This is a genomic window from Paenibacillus hubeiensis, assembly GCF_032334105.1.
Taxonomy (GTDB): Bacteria; Bacillota; Bacilli; order Paenibacillales; family Paenibacillaceae; genus Paenibacillus; species Paenibacillus hubeiensis.
In genome coordinates this window covers 180,569-197,774 of record NZ_JAVYAE020000010.1, presented here as the reverse complement: position 1 = coordinate 197,774, position 17,206 = coordinate 180,569, and the positions used below count along the sequence as shown (strand labels likewise).

The window sequence follows — 17,206 nt, the reverse complement described above, 5'->3', positions numbered from 1 at the left end:
GTTGATTTGGCCGTCTTGCATCGGTAACGAACCTCTGACACGTTATTGTTAGCGTAACGCCAACCGATTCCTCTATTTCGGGAAAATAGCGTGCGTAGGATTCGTTAGCGCTGAACAACGCCGAAATGAGCCATTATAAGATGCCTCAGGTTCGTTACGCGTCGGATCACGTTGGATTCCTCCATCGCTGGCATTATGCCTGCTTGCTCCATACCGCTCTTGTCTCCGCCTTCGGCTGCGCCCCTTCCGCTGCGGCCGCCTCCGGTTTGGCTGTGCGCATATACGCCAGGTAGTACGCCCCCGCCACAAAGAGCGCGCCTCCCGTCAGATTCCCCAACCATACGGGCACAACATTCATAAAAAACTCGCCCCACGAATAGTGCCCTTCGAAGATGGCCGCCGGAATCAGGAACATGTTGGCCACAACGTGCTGGAAGCCGATGGCCACGAAAGCCATCGTCGGAAACCAGATGCCCAGCACCTTGCCGCTCATCGTGTCGGCTGCATAGGACAACCATACCGCCATCGCCACCAGCCAGTTGCAGCCGATGCCGGAGATGAAGGCCTGCAGGAAACCGTCATGCAGCTTATGCCCCGCCATATCGACCAATTTGGTCAAGTATGCTCCGTCGCCGGTCAATCCCAGTACGTGGCCGAAGAAATACGCAACGAACAGCGCACCCAACAAATTGCCGAGCGTCACCAGCAGCAGGTTTTTGAACATGCTGCCTGGCGTAATTTTGCGTGTCACTGCCGCCAGCGGTACGGCCATCATGTTGCCTGTCAGCAGCTCGCCGCCCCCGACCAAAACCATGATCAGCCCCACCGGGAACACTGCGGCCCCGATAAAATTGGCGATGCTTCCCCACTCCGCCGGAGCAGAGGCAATGACCCGAATATCCAGCAAAAAGCCGAGCGCGATAAACGCTCCGGCCAGAAAACCGAGCACCAACACGGTGGATACCGGACTTTGCGCTTTTTTCATCCCGGTCTGCGCCGTATATTGTGCAACCTCAAGAGGTGTTTTTGCCGCCATAACGCATCCTCCTCTTACTGTGTGATGAATCGCCCTGACAAAGGTCTTTTCTCTTCACCGTTCAACTTCATGTTTTCATTGTATCTCGCCAGGCGGCAAAACTTTGTGCAAATAATCACAATGCCCGTATTAGCGATAATGTTGAACATGTTCCTTTCCATAAAAATGCGGTAAGATGAAGAGAAACCTTACTGGAGAGGGGCTTTGTCATATTGGATTTACGAAAAGGAGCATGGGCTGCGCTTATTCTTGTCCTTAGCATTTTGCCTGGATGCATTCTTCACTTGAACAAAGTTCAGCCTTCTCTTGCACAACAGCATCTAAACGCGTTCGAAGAGATGATCCACTCTATGGATGACGGGGAATATGCGCTGAACGCAATCATTCCGTTTGACTGGGATGCCATGTATTCATTTTCTCCCTATACCTCCAAAGAAGAAATCACTTCGGCCATCGGCTTCGAAAGCGATCACGTTTATGAATCAGACGATGAAGCGATCCAACAGATCATTTTCGTGAAAGACCGGGAAATCGTCTGTTCCCTCTATGGCTCTGTGGTCAAAATGGGTTATCAATTTCATTTTCAGAGCTATGACGAGTATTATCGTGAAGTGAAAAAGAGTGAGAACTTTAGCGTGACTGTTCTGCGTGAAGAGAATTTCATACATTTGAAGTTAAGTGGCAGATCGCCGCAGCATGCGGACAACCTGTAATCACCAAAAAAACAGCAGGCTGACGGATCTCCGCCAACCTGCTGCTGTTTAAATATCGACTTTACATATATAAAGAGTTAAACCATTGCCGGTGCTTTCACTTCCACAGGGGGCAGAGCTTGGAGTCCCGCCGAGTTCAGGAAGTTCCACGGTTTGTTGTAATGCGGTTGGAAGAAGAAGTCGATGAACGCCAGCTCATCCACCGTCATGTTGTTCTGGATGCAAACCGAGATCGTATTGATCGACTGGGTCAGATCCGCCTGCGACATCACCTGCGCCCCGACGATGCGGCGTGTAGCTTGTTCATACACCACCTTGAGCAGCAGTTTCTCGGCAGTCGGCATGAACTCCGGACGATAGCTGTCTTCCAGGATTACCGCTTCGACAACCAAACCTTCATCGGCTGCCGATGTTTCGGTAAGTCCCGTACCGGCAATGTTTTGCTCATAAATTTTGATGCCCGATGTGCCTTGGGTTCCGAGGTAAGGCGTTGTCGGACGAACAAGGTTGCGTGCCACGAGCGTACCCATGCGCACCGCGTTGGTCGCAAGCGGAATGTAGGCTGCTTTACCTGTCGGATTGTAGTGGATCGCGCAGCTGTCGCCTGCGGCGAAAACGTCTTTGTGGCTGGTTTGCATGTATTTGTTCACGATGATTGCTCCGTTCGGAAGCATGTCGACTTGACCTTTCAGCAGTCCCGTATTTGGACGGAAGCCGATGCACAGAATGACCAGATCGGTTTCGATCTCTCCTTTGGACGTGATGACTTTGGTTACTTTGCCATTCTCGCCTTCAAATTTCTGTACCGTTTGGCCAAGAGCAAGCTTGATGCCGCGTCCAGTCAGCGTATCTTCGATGGCATCCGTGAATTCACGATCCAGGTATTTGTTCAGGATGCGGTCCACGCTGTCGATCAGTGTGACTTCTTTGCCGTTCATTTGGAAGGCCTCGACAAGCTCCACCCCGATGTAGCCTGCACCAACCACGGTAATGCGTTTAGCTTCTTTTGCCTTTTCAATGATCGTGTTCGAGTGGTTGTAGTTTTTGCAGAGCAGGATGTTATCCATCTCGATGCCGTCCAGCTTCGGAATGACTGGCCAAGAACCGGTCGTTACGATCAATTTATCGAACTTGTCTTCGAACTCTTCGCCGGTTTTCAGGTTTTTCGCCCGCAGCGTATGGTTGTCGGCATCCACCGCAGTCACTTCGTGCAGCATTTTGGTGACCACGCCAAGGTCGGCCAGTTGGTCGGGCGAGGAATAGAACAAGCCGTCGGGATCTTTGACTACGCCGCCCACGTAAAGGGCAATGCCGCAGGATAAGAAAGAGATGTTGTCATTGCGTTCGTAAACCGTGATGGTAGCTTCCGGATACAATTTGGCTGTGTTGACGATGGCTGCGGTTCCTGCATGTGTACATCCGATGACTGCGATTTTCATGATGAATTCCTCCTTGAGAGTTGGGCATATGATTAAACAGCGGATAAAAAACGATAGTTAGATATGTGAAATCATTCACTTTGTAGCGTACGTCCTTTTGTGATTAATTTCACTTTATGCCCTTATTATAATGTGACATTTTTCACATTGCAATAGGTTCTACAAAAAAATTGTACAAATTTAAAGTTTCCTCTCTCGGCTGTGGTTCGCCTTCCCCTTTACTGACATTACATTTTCCCCTGCTTTAAGACAATTTATGCTTTGCCACGCTTGGGTTTGAGACAGGTTTCTTTTCCGCAGATTTTTCTTTCGAACGCCCCCTTCGAGGCATTTGAAAAATTGTCACAAATTTATAACAGGGTGTCATTTTTATGATGGCAAACGCTTACAATCATTAATATAGATGATCCTTATAATGGATTAACTATAATTAAACTCCCAATATTCCCAACAAGGAGGCTTATCTTTTGAAAAAAAGTTCACGGTCCGCCCTGCTTCGATTCATCCCGGCTGCCACCTCCATTGCCATGGTCTCTGCAAGTGCTCTGGCCGTTTCGCCGGTTAACGCCGATTCTGCACCGGTTACGATTAAGACCGAGATAATCTCCGCCACTGCGCCTGTGGGGGCGGATGTATCCTCCATTTTGCAGAGATTCAGGGATTACAGCGCTTTTGCAACGGGAGATCTGGCTAAGGACACGGCCTATGCGCTCAATATCGTTTCGTGGCAGATGCCTCATGGCGGCTTTTTCAAAGCGATGGAAGAAAAGTACAAAACCCCATGGGATGGCAAAACCGCGCGCTCGGATTGGAAGGACCCGAATGGCGTTGAGCTGGGCACGTTCGATAATGATGCAACCGTCACGGAAATCCGTTTCCTGGCCCATATGTACGATCAAACGGGCAATCCAGTCTTTAAGGACAGTATCCGCAAAGCCGTCCATTTCATTCTGGTTTCGCAATATCCATCAGGAGGCTGGCCGCAAGTGTACCCCAAACGCGGAAACTACTCGGATGCCGTTACATACAACGACAACGCGATGGTGCGCACCATGGTCCTCATTGACGATATGATTGAACGGCGCGAAGGCTTCAATAACGACATTCTGAATGAACAGGATCGTGCACGATTGAAAAAGGCCCTGAACAAAGGCATCGACTACACGCTGAAAGCGCAAATCGTCAACAACGGCGTGCCTACCGTCTGGTGCGCCCAACACGATCCGGTAACCTTCGCCCCGCTGCCGGGGAGAGCTTATGAACTGGCCTCCAAATCGGGATCGGAATCGGTAGGTATTACCGCCTTCCTCATGTCCAGGCCGCAAACGCCCGAGATCAAAAAGGCCGCGCAAAGCGCCCTCCGTTGGTTCGATACCGTTCGGGAAAATGGAACCAAATACAACCGCCAGGGACCGGTGTATTTTGAGCCCGATCCGGGCAGCGTCATCTGGTACCGTTTCTATAACGTGGATGAGGATGTTCCTTTTTTTGCGGACCGGGACGGGTTGAAATACATGGACATTCTGGAGATTAGCGAGGAACGCAGGCACGGCTATTCCTGGGCCGGAAACTATGCTCGCAATCTGCTTAGACTGGCCTCCGAGCAAGGATATTATACATTGAGACAGCCGCTCCCCTAGGTCTGCTGCGGCATGACCCAATCCGCTTTGGTACGGCAGTTTTGCCGAAAGCTGCGAACCATTCCGCCACGTTCACAAAAAAACCTGTCACCGGAGACTTCCGGGGACAGGTTTTTGCGTAATATTCAGGTTTAACCCTTAACCGAGCAATTGCTCAATTTCAGCCGTCATCGCTTCAGGCGATTCCTTCGGCTCGTAACGTGCCACCACTTCACCGCTTCGATTCACGAGAAACTTTGTGAAGTTCCACTGAATCTCATTGCTCTCGCCCTCGCCCGGCTGCTGTTCGCGAAGATATTGGAACAACGGGTCCGCGCCTTCTCCGTTCACTTCCACCTTGGCGAATACCGGGAAATTCACGCCGTAGTTCAGCTGGCAGAACGATGCTGCCTCCTCGCTGCTCCCCGGTTCTTGGCCACCGAACTGATTGCAGGGAAACCCGAGCACGACAAGGCCCTGATCGCGGTAACGATCATATAGCTTTTGCAATTCGCCGTATTGCGGCGTCAGCCCGCATTGGCTGGCCGTGTTGGCGATGAGCAGCACTTTGCCTTTATATTGATCGAGCGACACGTCTTGATTGGCGGTAGTTACCGCTTTGTACGAATATACGGACATGACCGATTCCTCCCATGCTTTTGTAGGTTTCAAAGGCTGTGCCTCCCGCAAGGTTCACGAACGATGCGCTGGCGATACAGCCGATATTTCCATTATAAACCTGTCCCTGCCCAATACCAAATCTGCGAAAACGGTACCCTTATTACTTATTCGCCGCGAGGATCGCTTCGTAACGTTCCTGCCGCTCCGCCTTGCTCAGCTTCGGACAGGTGTAGCAATAATCCTGTCCGTCATAGACGACATGATGCAAACAGCAGGCGGGCTTCATCAGCAGGGTCTGCCCGGGCTGGTAGGGATTCGCAACCTCCACCGGCTTGAAGGACAGGAGGTTTCTTTTCAGCCCTAACACGTCCGGAGGCATGCTGATCACATGCTCGTATCCTTCGATGACCGCTTCGCGTTCCGCCTGTTCAATGGGCATCTGCTGCACTGCCGTTGTGAACCATCTCAGAATGCCCGCCAGCTGCGACCACATTTGGCCCGGTTTGGCCCCTCCGGCTGCTGCCACTCCTTCAATCATCGGACGCAGCTGCTCGCCGTAGTATGCCGTAAGCACCTCGTTTCGCCATGAGGACTGGGCACATGCTCGATTCCGGGGTTCATCTCCCTCGGCTGCCCGTTGAACATGCGGACGCTCTGTCGCATCCCTAAGGAGGAAGCTTGCTGCCACACGGTCGTTCTTCACTTCAAGCTGCAATTCGATATTGTCCAGCGAAATGTCGAGCCGCGCATCGCATACGGCTGTCATGTAGTGGATCCCAAGCACAAGCCCCCGCAGCGAATGCGTGAAATAAACGGCCGCCGAACGCAGCGAGTCGGCACGAAGGTGTTTGTTGAACTCGGCCAGCATTTGCCTGGCTTGAACAGGATCTTTCAACGCGGCCAGGGGCATGCTCCAGACTGGCTGCTCCAACGATGTCACTGCAATTCGGCCATACTGCTGCAGCCAATCGTAATTGATCGCTCCCATGATCGAAAACCCTCCCATACGAAATTATGTATCGCTGTAGATCCAGAATTAACAAGTTACTTGTTTCAAACGTACATATCCGACATACCCTGATGCCAGCTCTCTAGAAATGTACGCTGGCGAACCCTAATCCTGCATAACGCGAAAACGAGCCGTGTGCATGCAGCACAACGGCTCTTATTATGATTCGCCCATTACAGGCGTTGAAATGTTTAACTTCCCGCAGCGGTGCGAATGCGCTGTTCCGTTCTTCCTGCTACATGCAGCATCGATTCATTCGCAACCGGCTGTTCGAATACTTGTTGACGTGCTCCGGCAAGCGCGTACGGCAAGCACAACGGAACGCCCGAGCGCGGGTCTATAACGATATCTGCTTCAATGTTGAACACTTCGCGCAGCACGTCGGGGTTCATGACTTCAACAGGCGAGCCTGTAGCCACCGCTTTGCCTTTCTTGATGCCAATCATGTGATGGGCATAACGGGAGGCATGGTTCAAATCATGTACGACCATGACGATGGTACGATTGGCGGTCGTATTCAGCATCTCCAGCAATTGAAGCACCTCCAGCTGGTGGGCCATATCAAGGAATGTCGTCGGTTCGTCAAGGAACAGGATATCCGTTTCCTGAGCAAGAGCCATCGCAATCCATGCACGTTGGCGCTGCCCTCCGGACAACTGATCGATCGGGCGATCATGAAATTCGTTCATGCCCGTCACTTCGATGGCCCATTCGATCATGCGCTTGTCCTCGGGACGCATCGATCCGAAACCTTTTTGATACGGGAAGCGGCCATAAGAAACAAGCTCGGTTACGGTCAGCCCTTCCGGTGCAGTAGGGTTTTGCGGCAAGATCGCAAGCTGTTTGGCTACCTCGCGCGTAGATTGCTTATGAATGGACTTTCCGTCGAGCAGCACCTGTCCGCCCTTGGGATTCATGATGCGTGCCATCGTTTTCAGGATTGTCGATTTCCCCGAGCCGTTGGCTCCGACAAGGGCCGTGATCTGGCCTTGGGGGATTTGAATATTCAGGTCCTCAACAATCAGTCTTTCTTCATAAGCGATATCCAGCTTGGACGTCTCCAGACGAAACATGCGATCATCCCTCTCTCATTTATCCGGGTATGTACTTCCGGTTATGGCAACAATAACGTATTGGTTGTATGAAAAGATTACCGACTCAGCAAGTTCAAAAAGTTCCTATATCTAAAGATACTGATAATCATTATCATTTGTCAACACCATTTCGCAAATTCATTGGGTATAGAATGCAGTATTTTGCAAGATGGACATATTTCGAAAGGAAATACATCGCATTGGAAGACCGTATTTCAGTAAATTGCACAAAAGATGCCTGCTGATGAATGCTGCTGCGCCAGCTTCCCAAGACCGTACCGCGCCGGATACATCTCCAATCAGATCGCTGCAACGACATTATATATGCTCCTCAGGCCATTACGAATTCATGGAATTTCGGCCAAACCTACGAAAAAAAGGCGAGAGTCCATACACTGGCTTCTCTCACCCTTGTTTTGTTGATATGCTTTTCCCTGAAATGGGTCTGTTACCGAGCTACAACTTGGGTTCAGGGATCAGGTTAATCACAAGCGCGCCGCTTTGCACGCTGGCAATGTTCGCTGCCTCGATCCCCTCGGGAATGTGCACCTTCTGGCCGAACGGATAAAGCCGATCCATGTCCGCTTCTGTCAGGTTCTCCAAAGAGGGGGCACTCGATCCCGTTGAACCGTCTATTGCCGACTGCTGATCTGACGTGCCATTCGTTGAACCTGTGCCAGCACTCGTTCCGTTTTCTCCAGCCTGTCCGTCTGTCCCACGCGACGATGCGTCAGGAGACTGGGTTGAAGACGAATCGGGCGATGAGGCACCATTCTCTTCTCCTTGACTCAGATCTGGTGCAGAGCTCTCACTCTGTACACCGTTGCCTTCATTGGTCGATCCTTCGGAACTGTCATGGGTATCGTCATTCCCGGATGGGTCAACTGAAGAACCAACCGTACCGTCGCCTGCAGTTGAACCCTCTGGCTGCCCTTCCGTGGTTAGGCTCTCCCACGCTCCGGCAGCATCAAGTTCCTCTACGCTGCCATCCTTCATGTTCAACTCCAGCGAATCGGACTGCAGCGTATCCCCGCCTGTCTCCGTGCGGAAACGGATCACCAATTGCGACGAGGCTTCCGCACTCCCGCCGGAGCCGCCCGGAATAACATAGGCCACCTGCTCGGGCAGCTGCACTTCCGGCTCGCTCGTAACATCGGGCTCCTGCACGGACGGCGGAGAAGCCGCCGGCGCTTCCGAATCTTTGCCCATCCATGCCAAGGCTGCTCCCGCAATGCCGGCAACCAGAATGACGATGAACGATGCCAAGAACAGGTTCTTTCTCTTGCCTGTCAGTATGCGAACCAGCGGGGAGGCGAGCTCCGATTTGGCGCGGTCATACGTCGGTTTCATGGTCCTGTCTGCCCTTGCATAATACGGCTTGAAGGCAGATTTCGATTTGAAGGCATCCCGATCATGGGTTTTGAAATAATCCACGACCGCATCCGAGTAGGTCTTGGCTGCTTGCTGCCCTCGCATGAAGAGCCGCTGGCGTCCCGACCATTCCATGAATTGGTATAACACGTCCTTGCTGCCGACATGGCTGCGGACGAAATCCAGCAGTCCGGCATAGTCCAGCCTGCTTCCGTTCCCTCCCCGATAAAAGGCAAGGGGCAGCGCCTCAAAGGACTTGCTTCCCGGCTGCTGCCGCATTTCGGCGGCCAACCAGCCGCGCGTCCAACGCTGCATTTCGTTCCGCTCCGCCAAAGAGAGGGACTCCAGCCTCGCCTCGTCCTGATCCTCTCCGCTTAGCCAAGCTCTCGCGGCCAGCATGACATTGATGCGGGCCGTTACGTCGGCTCCCTGTCTCGCAGCCCAATCCCGCACTTCGTTCTCGTGCAGCAGAATATCAATGCTCAGCAGCTGCTCCCTGGCGACCCGGCCCAAATCGAGATCCTGAATGAGGAAAAGATTAATGACATAAGCCAGCTTATCTGCCAACCGGGTCAATTGCTCCTGATAATCGGGCGGCGCTGCTCGTTCGGACAAGCTGCCCCGACTTGCAAATCCTTGGGTCCGCGCCTCGGATTGACCGATTTTGGCGGTGATGGCTGAACCGGCTGCGGCCTTTGGCATGCGGTCCAGCAAACTGACCTGCTTCAGCGCTTCATTTGCAGCCTCGACCGGATCAGGTGCCGAAAACAGACGCTCACGCAGTTCCTCGGCAGTCCGCTCCAGCAAGAAGCCGTCGTGAACGGCTGCAGGGTGCTCTGTTACCCAGCGCTGGAAGACCTTTGTAGTATCTGCAGCCGTCTCGGCCCGTTTCAACTGTTGTTCCAAATAGGGCTCGAACAACAGCTTCGATAGCGACGGATTACCCAGCACCTTCCCGAAAAAAGCCATATGCAGACCCGGTTCACGATCCAGCAAGGCATATAGCTCTTGGACGGCGCGCATACGTTTGCGCCCACGGGCGTTGTTGATGCCGTATACGAAATAGTCGACGATGCGCGACTGGACCGCTTGAGAAGCAATGCTGAAATATTCGCCGATCCGCGCAGCGACCGCTTCCTCGGGAACCTGTTCCCGTTTGACGCCGTCCAGCTCGCGGCCGAGAAGCGCCAGAAACAGTTCATTGAGCCGCGCACGCTGCAGCGTCCCGCCTTCAGGTTTCAGATACGTGAGCAACCCGCCCAGCACGCCGCTCTTGTTATCCAGCACATCCAGGGAATCGATTCCCTGTTCAAGCCGGTAAAATTGCGCTAATTCGCCATAAGCCTCAATCGACAGCTCGCGGCCAGGCTCCATGTTGGCGAGCATTTCGTCCGCGAACGTATAAAAGCCTTCCGCGGCTGCTCTCCCTTCCGGCTGGAGCAATGACCAAGCATAGGTCATGTACGGCAGTTGGGCTGTCGACAGGTCGGCATGGGTCACCCTTCCGGACATCAAATCGAACGTAAAGTCCTTCTCCGTATTGCGATCCTTCGGACGAAGCGTGCCCCGTTCCACGAACTGCAGATGGATGCCTTTCTTCGCCTGTGGTTCCTTCGCGTACGTCATGAATCCCAGCTGCCTGCGGTAAGCATACGGCAAAGCGGCATACAGCAAACGCAGCAGCTTCCGGGCGCCGTCCGTTATCTCTTCGGCAGGCAAATCCAGTGCTACGTATACTTTGCGGCGCGTCGCCACCGCCTGCATGACGGCGTACAGCATACGCTTGAACAGCGCTTCGCTCATCTTCAGCGACTCCAGAACCGCTTCAGGAGACGGAGAGCCCTCTTCGGCAGACAATGACGGGGCTGCAGGCAAAGCGTCCAGCGAAGGCAATATTGTGCCTTGCTCGATGTCATATGACGTGGCGAAGGCAGTGTCCAGCCAACCGCCCTGTTTCATCTGCTGCTCCGCGCGGACGGCAGGCAGGACATAGTTATGGGCAAAAAAAGCGCTGCGCAGGCCGGTAAAATCGGCAGCCTGGTAGACGTTCTGCCCGAGGAGCGTCTCACCGTTCTCCAGGCGGACCAGGTGGATGGACGGCGGAAACTTGCTGCCGTCCTTCTCTCCCCGGCCCGTCAGTTCAGCGGGAGCGTCGTAGACGCAGTAAGGATGAAGCACTTTTTTGATGTAAGCAGGGTCCAATCCCGGCGATGCCGCAACCGTATCGAATCCTTCCGTGGTGCGAAACACCCCTCTCCGCTCCCTCGTGTACATCTGCTGTTCGATCGGCGGGGTTTGGGAAGAAGGCATCATTCCACTCTCCCCTCAATATACTTCAGCTTGTACAACAGCCACAGGAACGGCTCGTCCACGCGGATCGGACTGACGACGCCCTGCAGTTTCATGTTGACTGGATTGCTGCCCAATGCGGAAACGGCGAAATAGGCCGTATTTTTGAAATACACGTCCATCGTGCCTTTGAACGGCCGGTCCACCTTCTCCACGAAGCGGCGGATCTCTCCGTCGATGTTCTCGAACTCGGTCAGGTTGAAATAGTCGCGGTGCACCATGTTGCGGAACACGTTGCTGTTCGATTTGATATAATCGCCATCCTCGTCCTTGAGGGAATGCAGCATATCGCTTTTGGTCAACACGACGGCCGTCGGGATATCGGTTTTGGCCTTGTCCTGGTACGCGATGAAATCGCCGAACAGCGTCAGCACCACGTCGCGCGGCTCGTCGTATCTTGGCGTCCATTCGCCCGGCTCGTTGCCGAGATTAATGCGGATTTTGTCCCGGATGGAACGAATCTGAAGCGGATCTACCATGAACAGGATGCCAGCGGAATTTTTGATGTGCTGCCCGTGCAAACCGAGATAGTCCTGCTCCACCATGCCTTCGCCGGCCACGTCGAAGAATACCAGCGTCAGCGGAGCCTTGTCCTCGTCCTTGAAGACGAATTGGAAAATGAACGGCTCCTGCAGCTTCTCCTTCTGCGTCGAATCAAGCAGGTCCCCGCGTTCAAACAACGGCTCTTCGTAGTCGGCGCGGAACCTGCGGCTGATCTCCGCATTCAGCGGCATGCACGCGGCATCGAAATGGTCTGCCGTGTAGTGCTGGAGCGTATGGATCAGTGACGTCATGTAGACCGACTTGCCGACCTGCGACGCGCCGATAATGGAAATAATGTTGCTTGGCGCTTTGCCTGCCGTCACCGGCAGCTCATTGTGACACTGCGGGCATAGCCTGCGTCTCGTTACCACGCCGTACCGATCATTCAGACCCATGATGATGTTATCCGAGTAAATGCGATGCTCTTCCGGCACGTCATGGGGGGCCAATACGGCCTCCATTTCGAATACGGTATCCAATCCAAAACGTTCGCGGTAGCGATTCAGCTTGGCGTCTTCCCCAAGCGCATAATCTTCATCGTCGTCGCGATGATGCGCGGCCCGGAACACGACCTCTTCCGGCGAAAATTTGCTGAAGCAATACGGACAGACGATATCGTAAAACAACGGACGTTCCTCCGGCTGCTGCCTTTTCAAAAACCGGCTAAAAAAACTCATAGTCTCTCCCCCTTCCCTGATCAGCGCAAAAAGATGATGCCTATTGAAACGTCAAAATGGTAAAAATTCATTCCGATGTATATAAGTTCGGCCGAAAGTGCTGATTACATCAACCTCGAATGCGTCCCAAACCACTCTCTTCTTCGAAACATGCAATGCTAATCGGATATAAGCCGGTACACCGCACCGTACTTCGGACCGTCCGTAAAAAACAAGCGGACGTAATCGTCCTTGGCCACCTCGACGGCCGGCAATTCGGTTCGTCCCGGCGCAAAGTCGCTGAGGAACGGGTACACCGTCCCGTCCTCCTTGTTCAACGGCACGCCGCCTGGCTTTCGCACATAGCAGAGCGCCTCCTTCGGCACGGGGACCTCGGCCGTAACGGTCATCCACACGCTTTTCCGTTTCTGGAACAAGCCTTTTTTATATCGGATCGAAAAGCGGATATCCGCCTTGCGGCTGCTTGCGAGCACGGTATTGTCTCCATCCTGCTGACGGAGCAGCACCGGGCCGTCCTCGTCCATGCCGCAGGCATGGACCGTGTAGCGAATAGCGCCGAACCCCGTGATCCGATCCACGTATCCGTTGCTTGCTTTATATTCCTCTCTTGTGTACAGCTTGAGCTTACCCTGCGTCGTTTCACCCCCGACATGGTCTTTGCTGACCAGCTCCAGCTCCGATCTTTCAACATACACGGCTTCGATGCCTTCCGGCCACAACCAGCGAAGCGTGCAATGGTCTTCGTCCATCGCAAGGGTCAACTTGCGAATGGCCGGTCCCGATGCGTCCGTATCCATAACTCGCATGATCCGATGACCTCCCGATGTTTAAAATCCCTTGCTGCGCGTATCTCGCGGTCTTTGCGCGAAGCCCTCTGCGGCGTTGCTTCGCCCGCCGCCGTCCGAACGGCCGCGCGTCTTGCGCACCGTGTCCTCCCTGACCGGAATGATCCAGGTAAACAAGGTGAGCACGCCGGACAGGATGAGCAGCGCCGCAAAACGCGTAAGCGGATCGCCAATGGCCGAACCGTCGATGCCCCATTCCAGCAGCAGGCCGGCAAGCAGGCCGGACACGGCCCCGCCAATCCCGAAATTCATGGCCAGGTGGCGGTTATCGAACACAAGCCCGAGCGAAACGCCCAGCGCTGCCCCGATCAGCAGCAATGCCGCCACGCGGAAAATGGCCAAATACGTGCTATGCTGCATCATGCCCGTTCGTTCTGTTACCAGCGTCCGTTCGTCGATCGTATCGTAGATCTGCTGGAATGCCAGCTGCAATCCGCCCGCATCCGGAACGTCGTAGTACAAGCCGCCAGTCTGCTGAGCGATGCTCCGCAGAAGATCGGTCCCTGACGGGTCGACCAGGCTCAGTCCGACCGTATTCACGGCAATCTGCTCCTGCACGTAGTCCGCCAGAGCGCCTGACTGATTTACTTCGCTGAAACCGTCGGACAACAGGATGGCTACCGTTCCCCGGCTTGGGTCCTGCTTGCTGCGCACTTGCTCCATCGCCTCGGTTAACGCCGCCTCGAAGTTGGTCCCGCCCGAGGTGGTCACGATGCCATCGATCTTGTCGTACACTTCGTTTTTGGCGGCTTCGCTATCCATCTGAATGAAAGGCTGCAGTAACTGAGGCTCGTCGTCGAACGTGATGACGGCAACCTGTTTGTCGCTGTCCATCTGCGCAATCAACGTTTTCGCCGCTTCGAAACGCCCGTTGTTCGGGTCCGTGTCCGACATGCTGCCCGAGTTGTCGATCATCAGCACGATATCCTTGACCTGCTTGGCCCCGCCCGGATTGATCTGGTACAGCAATTGCAGTACCAGGCCGACGACGAACAGCAGAGCCAGCGTAGCCGGAACGAGCAATTTCCAGGACAGGCTCATGTATCTCAGTTTCCACGATGCTCCGTTCAGCCTTGGCGAGATCATCTCGGCCAGCAGGCAGAACAGCCCTACGCTGAGCGCCAGTACGCCAAAGTACAGACCCATCAGCAGCAGGCGGGGCATCTCCCCAAGCCACTCGTGAAGCATGAGTTCCCCTGCCGCAAATCCGACAGCCCCGCCAATGAGGCTGAACAGAACCAGGAGAAGATTGATTTTTCGCTGCATGTTCACATGCATCCTTTCCGATACCGGCCCTGAGGACCGGAAAATTGACGATGGCCGCTTGAACCGGCTGTGTGCATGTTTCCGCGCGATCCGTTCTGCTCACCATCGATGACGGCTGCGGACAGGCAAGCCGAAGGCTTCAATGAAGAGGCTCCAACTTATCGGCCAAACCGTCCGGATGAAGCTCGTACCCGTTTGCTGCATAGGAATCGTAGTAGACCCTCGCATTGCGGTAGACCATCAGGTCCTCCAAATGAAATCCGCCCATCAGGTTCAGCTTTTCCACGCCGCTGCTGCGTTCTTCATACACCACGCCCAGCTTGTAAATGCGGGACGTTTCTTCGGCATGAGCCGCGTAGTCCATAAAGGCGCTGTTCGAATCGCCGAAGAAATACTTCTCTTCGTACCGATGCTCCTGCGTGTAATCGAACACGCGCACCCGGATCACGGCCTGATCCTCCAGCGTGCGATACAACTTGAGGAACAAGTCGTCGCGGGTCAGCACGTTTTTGTCCCCGTAGGCAATCGTGACGTTGGCCCGCTGCAGCAGCTCCTCTTCGAACGGCATGCGCAAAGACTCTGCCGCAAGCAGCAGCGTACGGCATACCGCCATCAGCCGCTCCAAAACCGCTTCATTGCCTTCCGCAGCAAGTTTGTTCATGTCGCCCATATAGCGATCTTCAAACCAAATGTCCCGCCCCCGGCTTGCTTCCAGCTCGGCGACGAGGGCTTCCGTTACTTTGCCGTAGTATTCCATAACGTTCTGGCCGATGTAATCGTCGGCCGCGGCTGCACTTTCCTCGGCTGCATCCCGCAGCCCTGCTTCCAGCTGCGCCAGTCGTTCCGTCACGCTGCGGCTGAACGCATGCAGCTGCTCCATCTCCGCGTCGTACATCCGCAAAAGCTGCAGCTCGCTTTCCAGCCGCAGAAGCTCGATCTTGGGAAGATACACCTTCTCCAGCAAGCAATCGATCAGATTGCGGACATTCTGCTTGTCGCGGAAAAGAGCCCGTTTGAACGGCTGATCTTCGACGCGCTCCTGTTGTCGCTGCTCCAGCAAGGCTCTGGCCGCATCCAATTGCAGCGACTTGTCCCGGATCAGCGCCAGCAGCGCTTCGCGAACGCTGCCTTCGCCGCTTCCGCTCCAGGACGCCCACTGGAAGTACCCGATGTCCGGATGTTCGGACCGGGACGCTTCGGCCTGGCGAAGCAGGGAGCCTTCCTTGCCCCGCTGCCGCACCCGTTCCTCGGCGGGCCTCGCCACGTTTTCCCGGAAGTACGCCTCCGCTCCCTGACCATAAAGCGCCTTTTCCGCCTCGCGGAGGGAGAGCGGCTTCAGGTCCGAGAAACCGACATTATGGGTCATGATGCCGCTCATGCCTTCGATCAGGTCTTCCCCCGGCAGCATACCGAGCGTTTTGCGTTCCAGCGCCGCCGCATCCGCGCCGAAGAAAGCCAGCTTTTCCTTCATGCTCCAATCCGGCTCCTGCCGCATACGGCCGAGCAGATAGCGGTACAAGTGATACAGCACCGCTAAAGCAATCGGTTTGTTCGGCCGCCGCACTTCGGAGAAACCCGCGCTCGCATAGCCGTGGCGGGCGGTCGCGGTGCGGATGTTGTTTTTGAAAGACGTGTTATTGTAGGCATTCTTTCCTCCAGGGTTGTCTGCATCCTGCTTCCGGTTTTTCAACAGGCAGATGCGGCAGATCATCTCTGCGTTGTCGATCCACCCGCCCGGCACGCCGGTGCCGCGCTCGTTTTTGTCCGACAGCACATACACCAGGTCGAATAACGGCGAAGCGGGATGAACGACAGGGATCGATATGCCGTCCTCCGTGACCAGAAGGTTGCCGCTGTACGCAAATTCGGACGACTGCATGTAATCCAGTTCACGCAAAAAGGCGAGGCTTGCCGCGCTGGCGTAGCCGTAGGATTCGACCTGTTCCATTTCGCTCACCAACACGTGCAGATCGGTCTGCACGGACTTGAACGACTGGCCCAGAATCGTCTCCGTCAGCTTCACCAATTCGGGCAGCAGCACGTTCAGCGGGTCGTCCGCCCGCGTAATGACCGTCACGTAGATCCGATCGAACGAAGAGTACAGCCTGCCGAACTCGGCAATCCGGTTGCTAACCTTGCGCAGCGTCCGGTTAAGCCCGGCGAGCGCCCCGTTCGACGCATGGAACGCGCGATGCACGTCCCGGCGCAGCGTTTTGGAGGATTGCCCGGTATTCACGTTCAAAGGCAGAGCATAACGGATGACCTGGCCATCCTCGAAGACTTCGGACTTGCCCAACTCTCCGGAACCAGCACCACCGGCACCATACCGCTCATGGGCCCCATATACCCCAGGTTCATGTTCCTCCTGCTTGCCGTCAGCATCCGTCCCGCCCTGATGGTCTGTACCGACCTGCAAATACGCAACGCCGTCGCCGTTGTCCCATTTGACGCGATTGATGGCCCTCACCGCAGGCAACGCAGGCGAAACGGAATCGCCCACGAACAGGAACAGGGCCGGGTAATGAATGCTGCTGCGGCCATCGGCCAGACTGCCCTGCCGCTCCTGCTCCGCTGCATATGAAGCAGCGAATTGTTCAAGCTTGCGTTTGATCACGGCCGCCATC

The 17,206-nt window shown here is 54.8% G+C and carries 12 protein-coding genes; 2 read left to right on the top strand and 10 right to left on the bottom strand.

Annotation, left to right across the window (positions count from 1 at the left end):
* Positions 1–193: 193 nt before the first annotated feature.
* A complete protein-coding gene (locus RSX24_RS22885) occupies positions 194–1,036 on the bottom strand; it encodes a formate/nitrite transporter family protein (RefSeq protein WP_339275021.1) in 843 nt (280 codons plus the stop codon).
* Positions 1,037–1,248: 212 nt separating this feature from the next.
* Here RSX24_RS22885 and RSX24_RS22880 point away from each other — a divergent pair, with 212 nt between their 5' ends.
* Positions 1,249–1,749, top strand: coding sequence for a hypothetical protein (locus RSX24_RS22880; RefSeq protein ID WP_343261863.1), 501 nt, complete (start codon positions 1,249–1,251; stop codon positions 1,747–1,749).
* 77 nt (positions 1,750–1,826) lie between these two features.
* Here RSX24_RS22880 and RSX24_RS22875 read toward each other — a convergent pair whose 3' ends face one another.
* Positions 1,827–3,188, bottom strand: a complete 1,362-nt coding sequence (locus RSX24_RS22875) for an FAD-dependent oxidoreductase (RefSeq protein WP_343261862.1) — start codon at positions 3,186–3,188, stop codon at positions 1,827–1,829.
* Between the two features lie 467 nt (positions 3,189–3,655).
* On the opposite strand from RSX24_RS22875, the gene pelA reads away from it, so the two are divergent.
* Positions 3,656–4,828 (top strand): pectate lyase, encoded by a 1,173-nt coding sequence (gene pelA, locus RSX24_RS22870; RefSeq protein WP_343261861.1) that lies wholly within the window; start codon positions 3,656–3,658, stop codon positions 4,826–4,828.
* 138 nt (positions 4,829–4,966) lie between these two features.
* On the opposite strand, the gene RSX24_RS22865 is transcribed toward pelA, so the two are convergent.
* The 8 genes from RSX24_RS22865 to RSX24_RS22830 all read right to left on the bottom strand — a co-directional run bounded on the left by RSX24_RS22865 (position 4,967) and on the right by RSX24_RS22830 (position 17,205).
* Positions 4,967–5,446, bottom strand: coding sequence for a glutathione peroxidase (locus tag RSX24_RS22865; protein WP_236413720.1), 480 nt, complete (start codon positions 5,444–5,446; stop codon positions 4,967–4,969).
* A 142-nt stretch (positions 5,447–5,588) separates the two neighbouring features.
* On the bottom strand, positions 5,589–6,416 hold the full coding sequence (locus RSX24_RS22860; protein ID WP_343261860.1) for an IucA/IucC family C-terminal-domain containing protein: 828 nt from the start codon (positions 6,414–6,416) through the stop codon (positions 5,589–5,591).
* 212 nt (positions 6,417–6,628) lie between these two features.
* A complete protein-coding gene (locus RSX24_RS22855; protein WP_236413130.1) occupies positions 6,629–7,510 on the bottom strand; it encodes an ABC transporter ATP-binding protein in 882 nt (293 codons plus the stop codon).
* Between the two features lie 477 nt (positions 7,511–7,987).
* Positions 7,988–11,215: a GAP1-N2 domain-containing protein gene (locus RSX24_RS22850; protein ID WP_343261859.1), complete on the bottom strand. Its 3,228-nt coding sequence runs from the start codon at positions 11,213–11,215 to the stop codon at positions 7,988–7,990.
* Entirely contained in the window at positions 11,212–12,471 is a 1,260-nt protein-coding gene (locus tag RSX24_RS22845) for a TRAFAC clade GTPase domain-containing protein (protein ID WP_236413133.1), read from the bottom strand. The genes RSX24_RS22850 and RSX24_RS22845 overlap by 4 nt, the downstream gene beginning before the upstream one ends.
* A 158-nt stretch (positions 12,472–12,629) precedes the next feature.
* The gene (locus RSX24_RS22840; RefSeq protein ID WP_339275032.1) at positions 12,630–13,277 is read right to left on the bottom strand and encodes a beta-mannanase; all 648 of its coding nucleotides are present in this window, start codon (positions 13,275–13,277) and stop codon (positions 12,630–12,632) included.
* Between the two features lie 21 nt (positions 13,278–13,298).
* The gene (locus tag RSX24_RS22835) at positions 13,299–14,582 is read right to left on the bottom strand and encodes a vWA domain-containing protein (RefSeq protein ID WP_343261858.1); all 1,284 of its coding nucleotides are present in this window, start codon (positions 14,580–14,582) and stop codon (positions 13,299–13,301) included.
* A 139-nt stretch (positions 14,583–14,721) separates the two neighbouring features.
* Positions 14,722–17,205 (bottom strand): transcription initiation factor TFIID, encoded by a 2,484-nt coding sequence (locus RSX24_RS22830; RefSeq protein ID WP_343261857.1) that lies wholly within the window; start codon positions 17,203–17,205, stop codon positions 14,722–14,724.
* Between the last annotated feature and the right edge of the window lies 1 nt (position 17,206).

Coding starts and splice junctions, on each gene's coding strand:
- RSX24_RS22835 (WP_343261858.1), bottom strand. CDS start 14,582: ATGCAGCGAAAAATCAATCTTCTCCTGGTTCTGTTCAGCCTCATTGGC.
- RSX24_RS22855 (WP_236413130.1), bottom strand. CDS start 7,510: ATGTTTCGTCTGGAGACGTCCAAGCTGGATATCGCTTATGAAGAAAGA.
- RSX24_RS22885 (WP_339275021.1), bottom strand. CDS start 1,036: ATGGCGGCAAAAACACCTCTTGAGGTTGCACAATATACGGCGCAGACC.
- RSX24_RS22860 (WP_343261860.1), bottom strand. CDS start 6,416: ATGGGAGCGATCAATTACGATTGGCTGCAGCAGTATGGCCGAATTGCA.
- RSX24_RS22865 (WP_236413720.1), bottom strand. CDS start 5,446: ATGTCCGTATATTCGTACAAAGCGGTAACTACCGCCAATCAAGACGTG.
- RSX24_RS22875 (WP_343261862.1), bottom strand. CDS start 3,188: ATGAAAATCGCAGTCATCGGATGTACACATGCAGGAACCGCAGCCATC.
- RSX24_RS22840 (WP_339275032.1), bottom strand. CDS start 13,277: ATGCGAGTTATGGATACGGACGCATCGGGACCGGCCATTCGCAAGTTG.
- RSX24_RS22850 (WP_343261859.1), bottom strand. CDS start 11,215: ATGATGCCTTCTTCCCAAACCCCGCCGATCGAACAGCAGATGTACACG.
- RSX24_RS22845 (WP_236413133.1), bottom strand. CDS start 12,471: ATGAGTTTTTTTAGCCGGTTTTTGAAAAGGCAGCAGCCGGAGGAACGT.
- RSX24_RS22830 (WP_343261857.1), bottom strand. CDS start 17,205: ATGGCGGCCGTGATCAAACGCAAGCTTGAACAATTCGCTGCTTCATAT.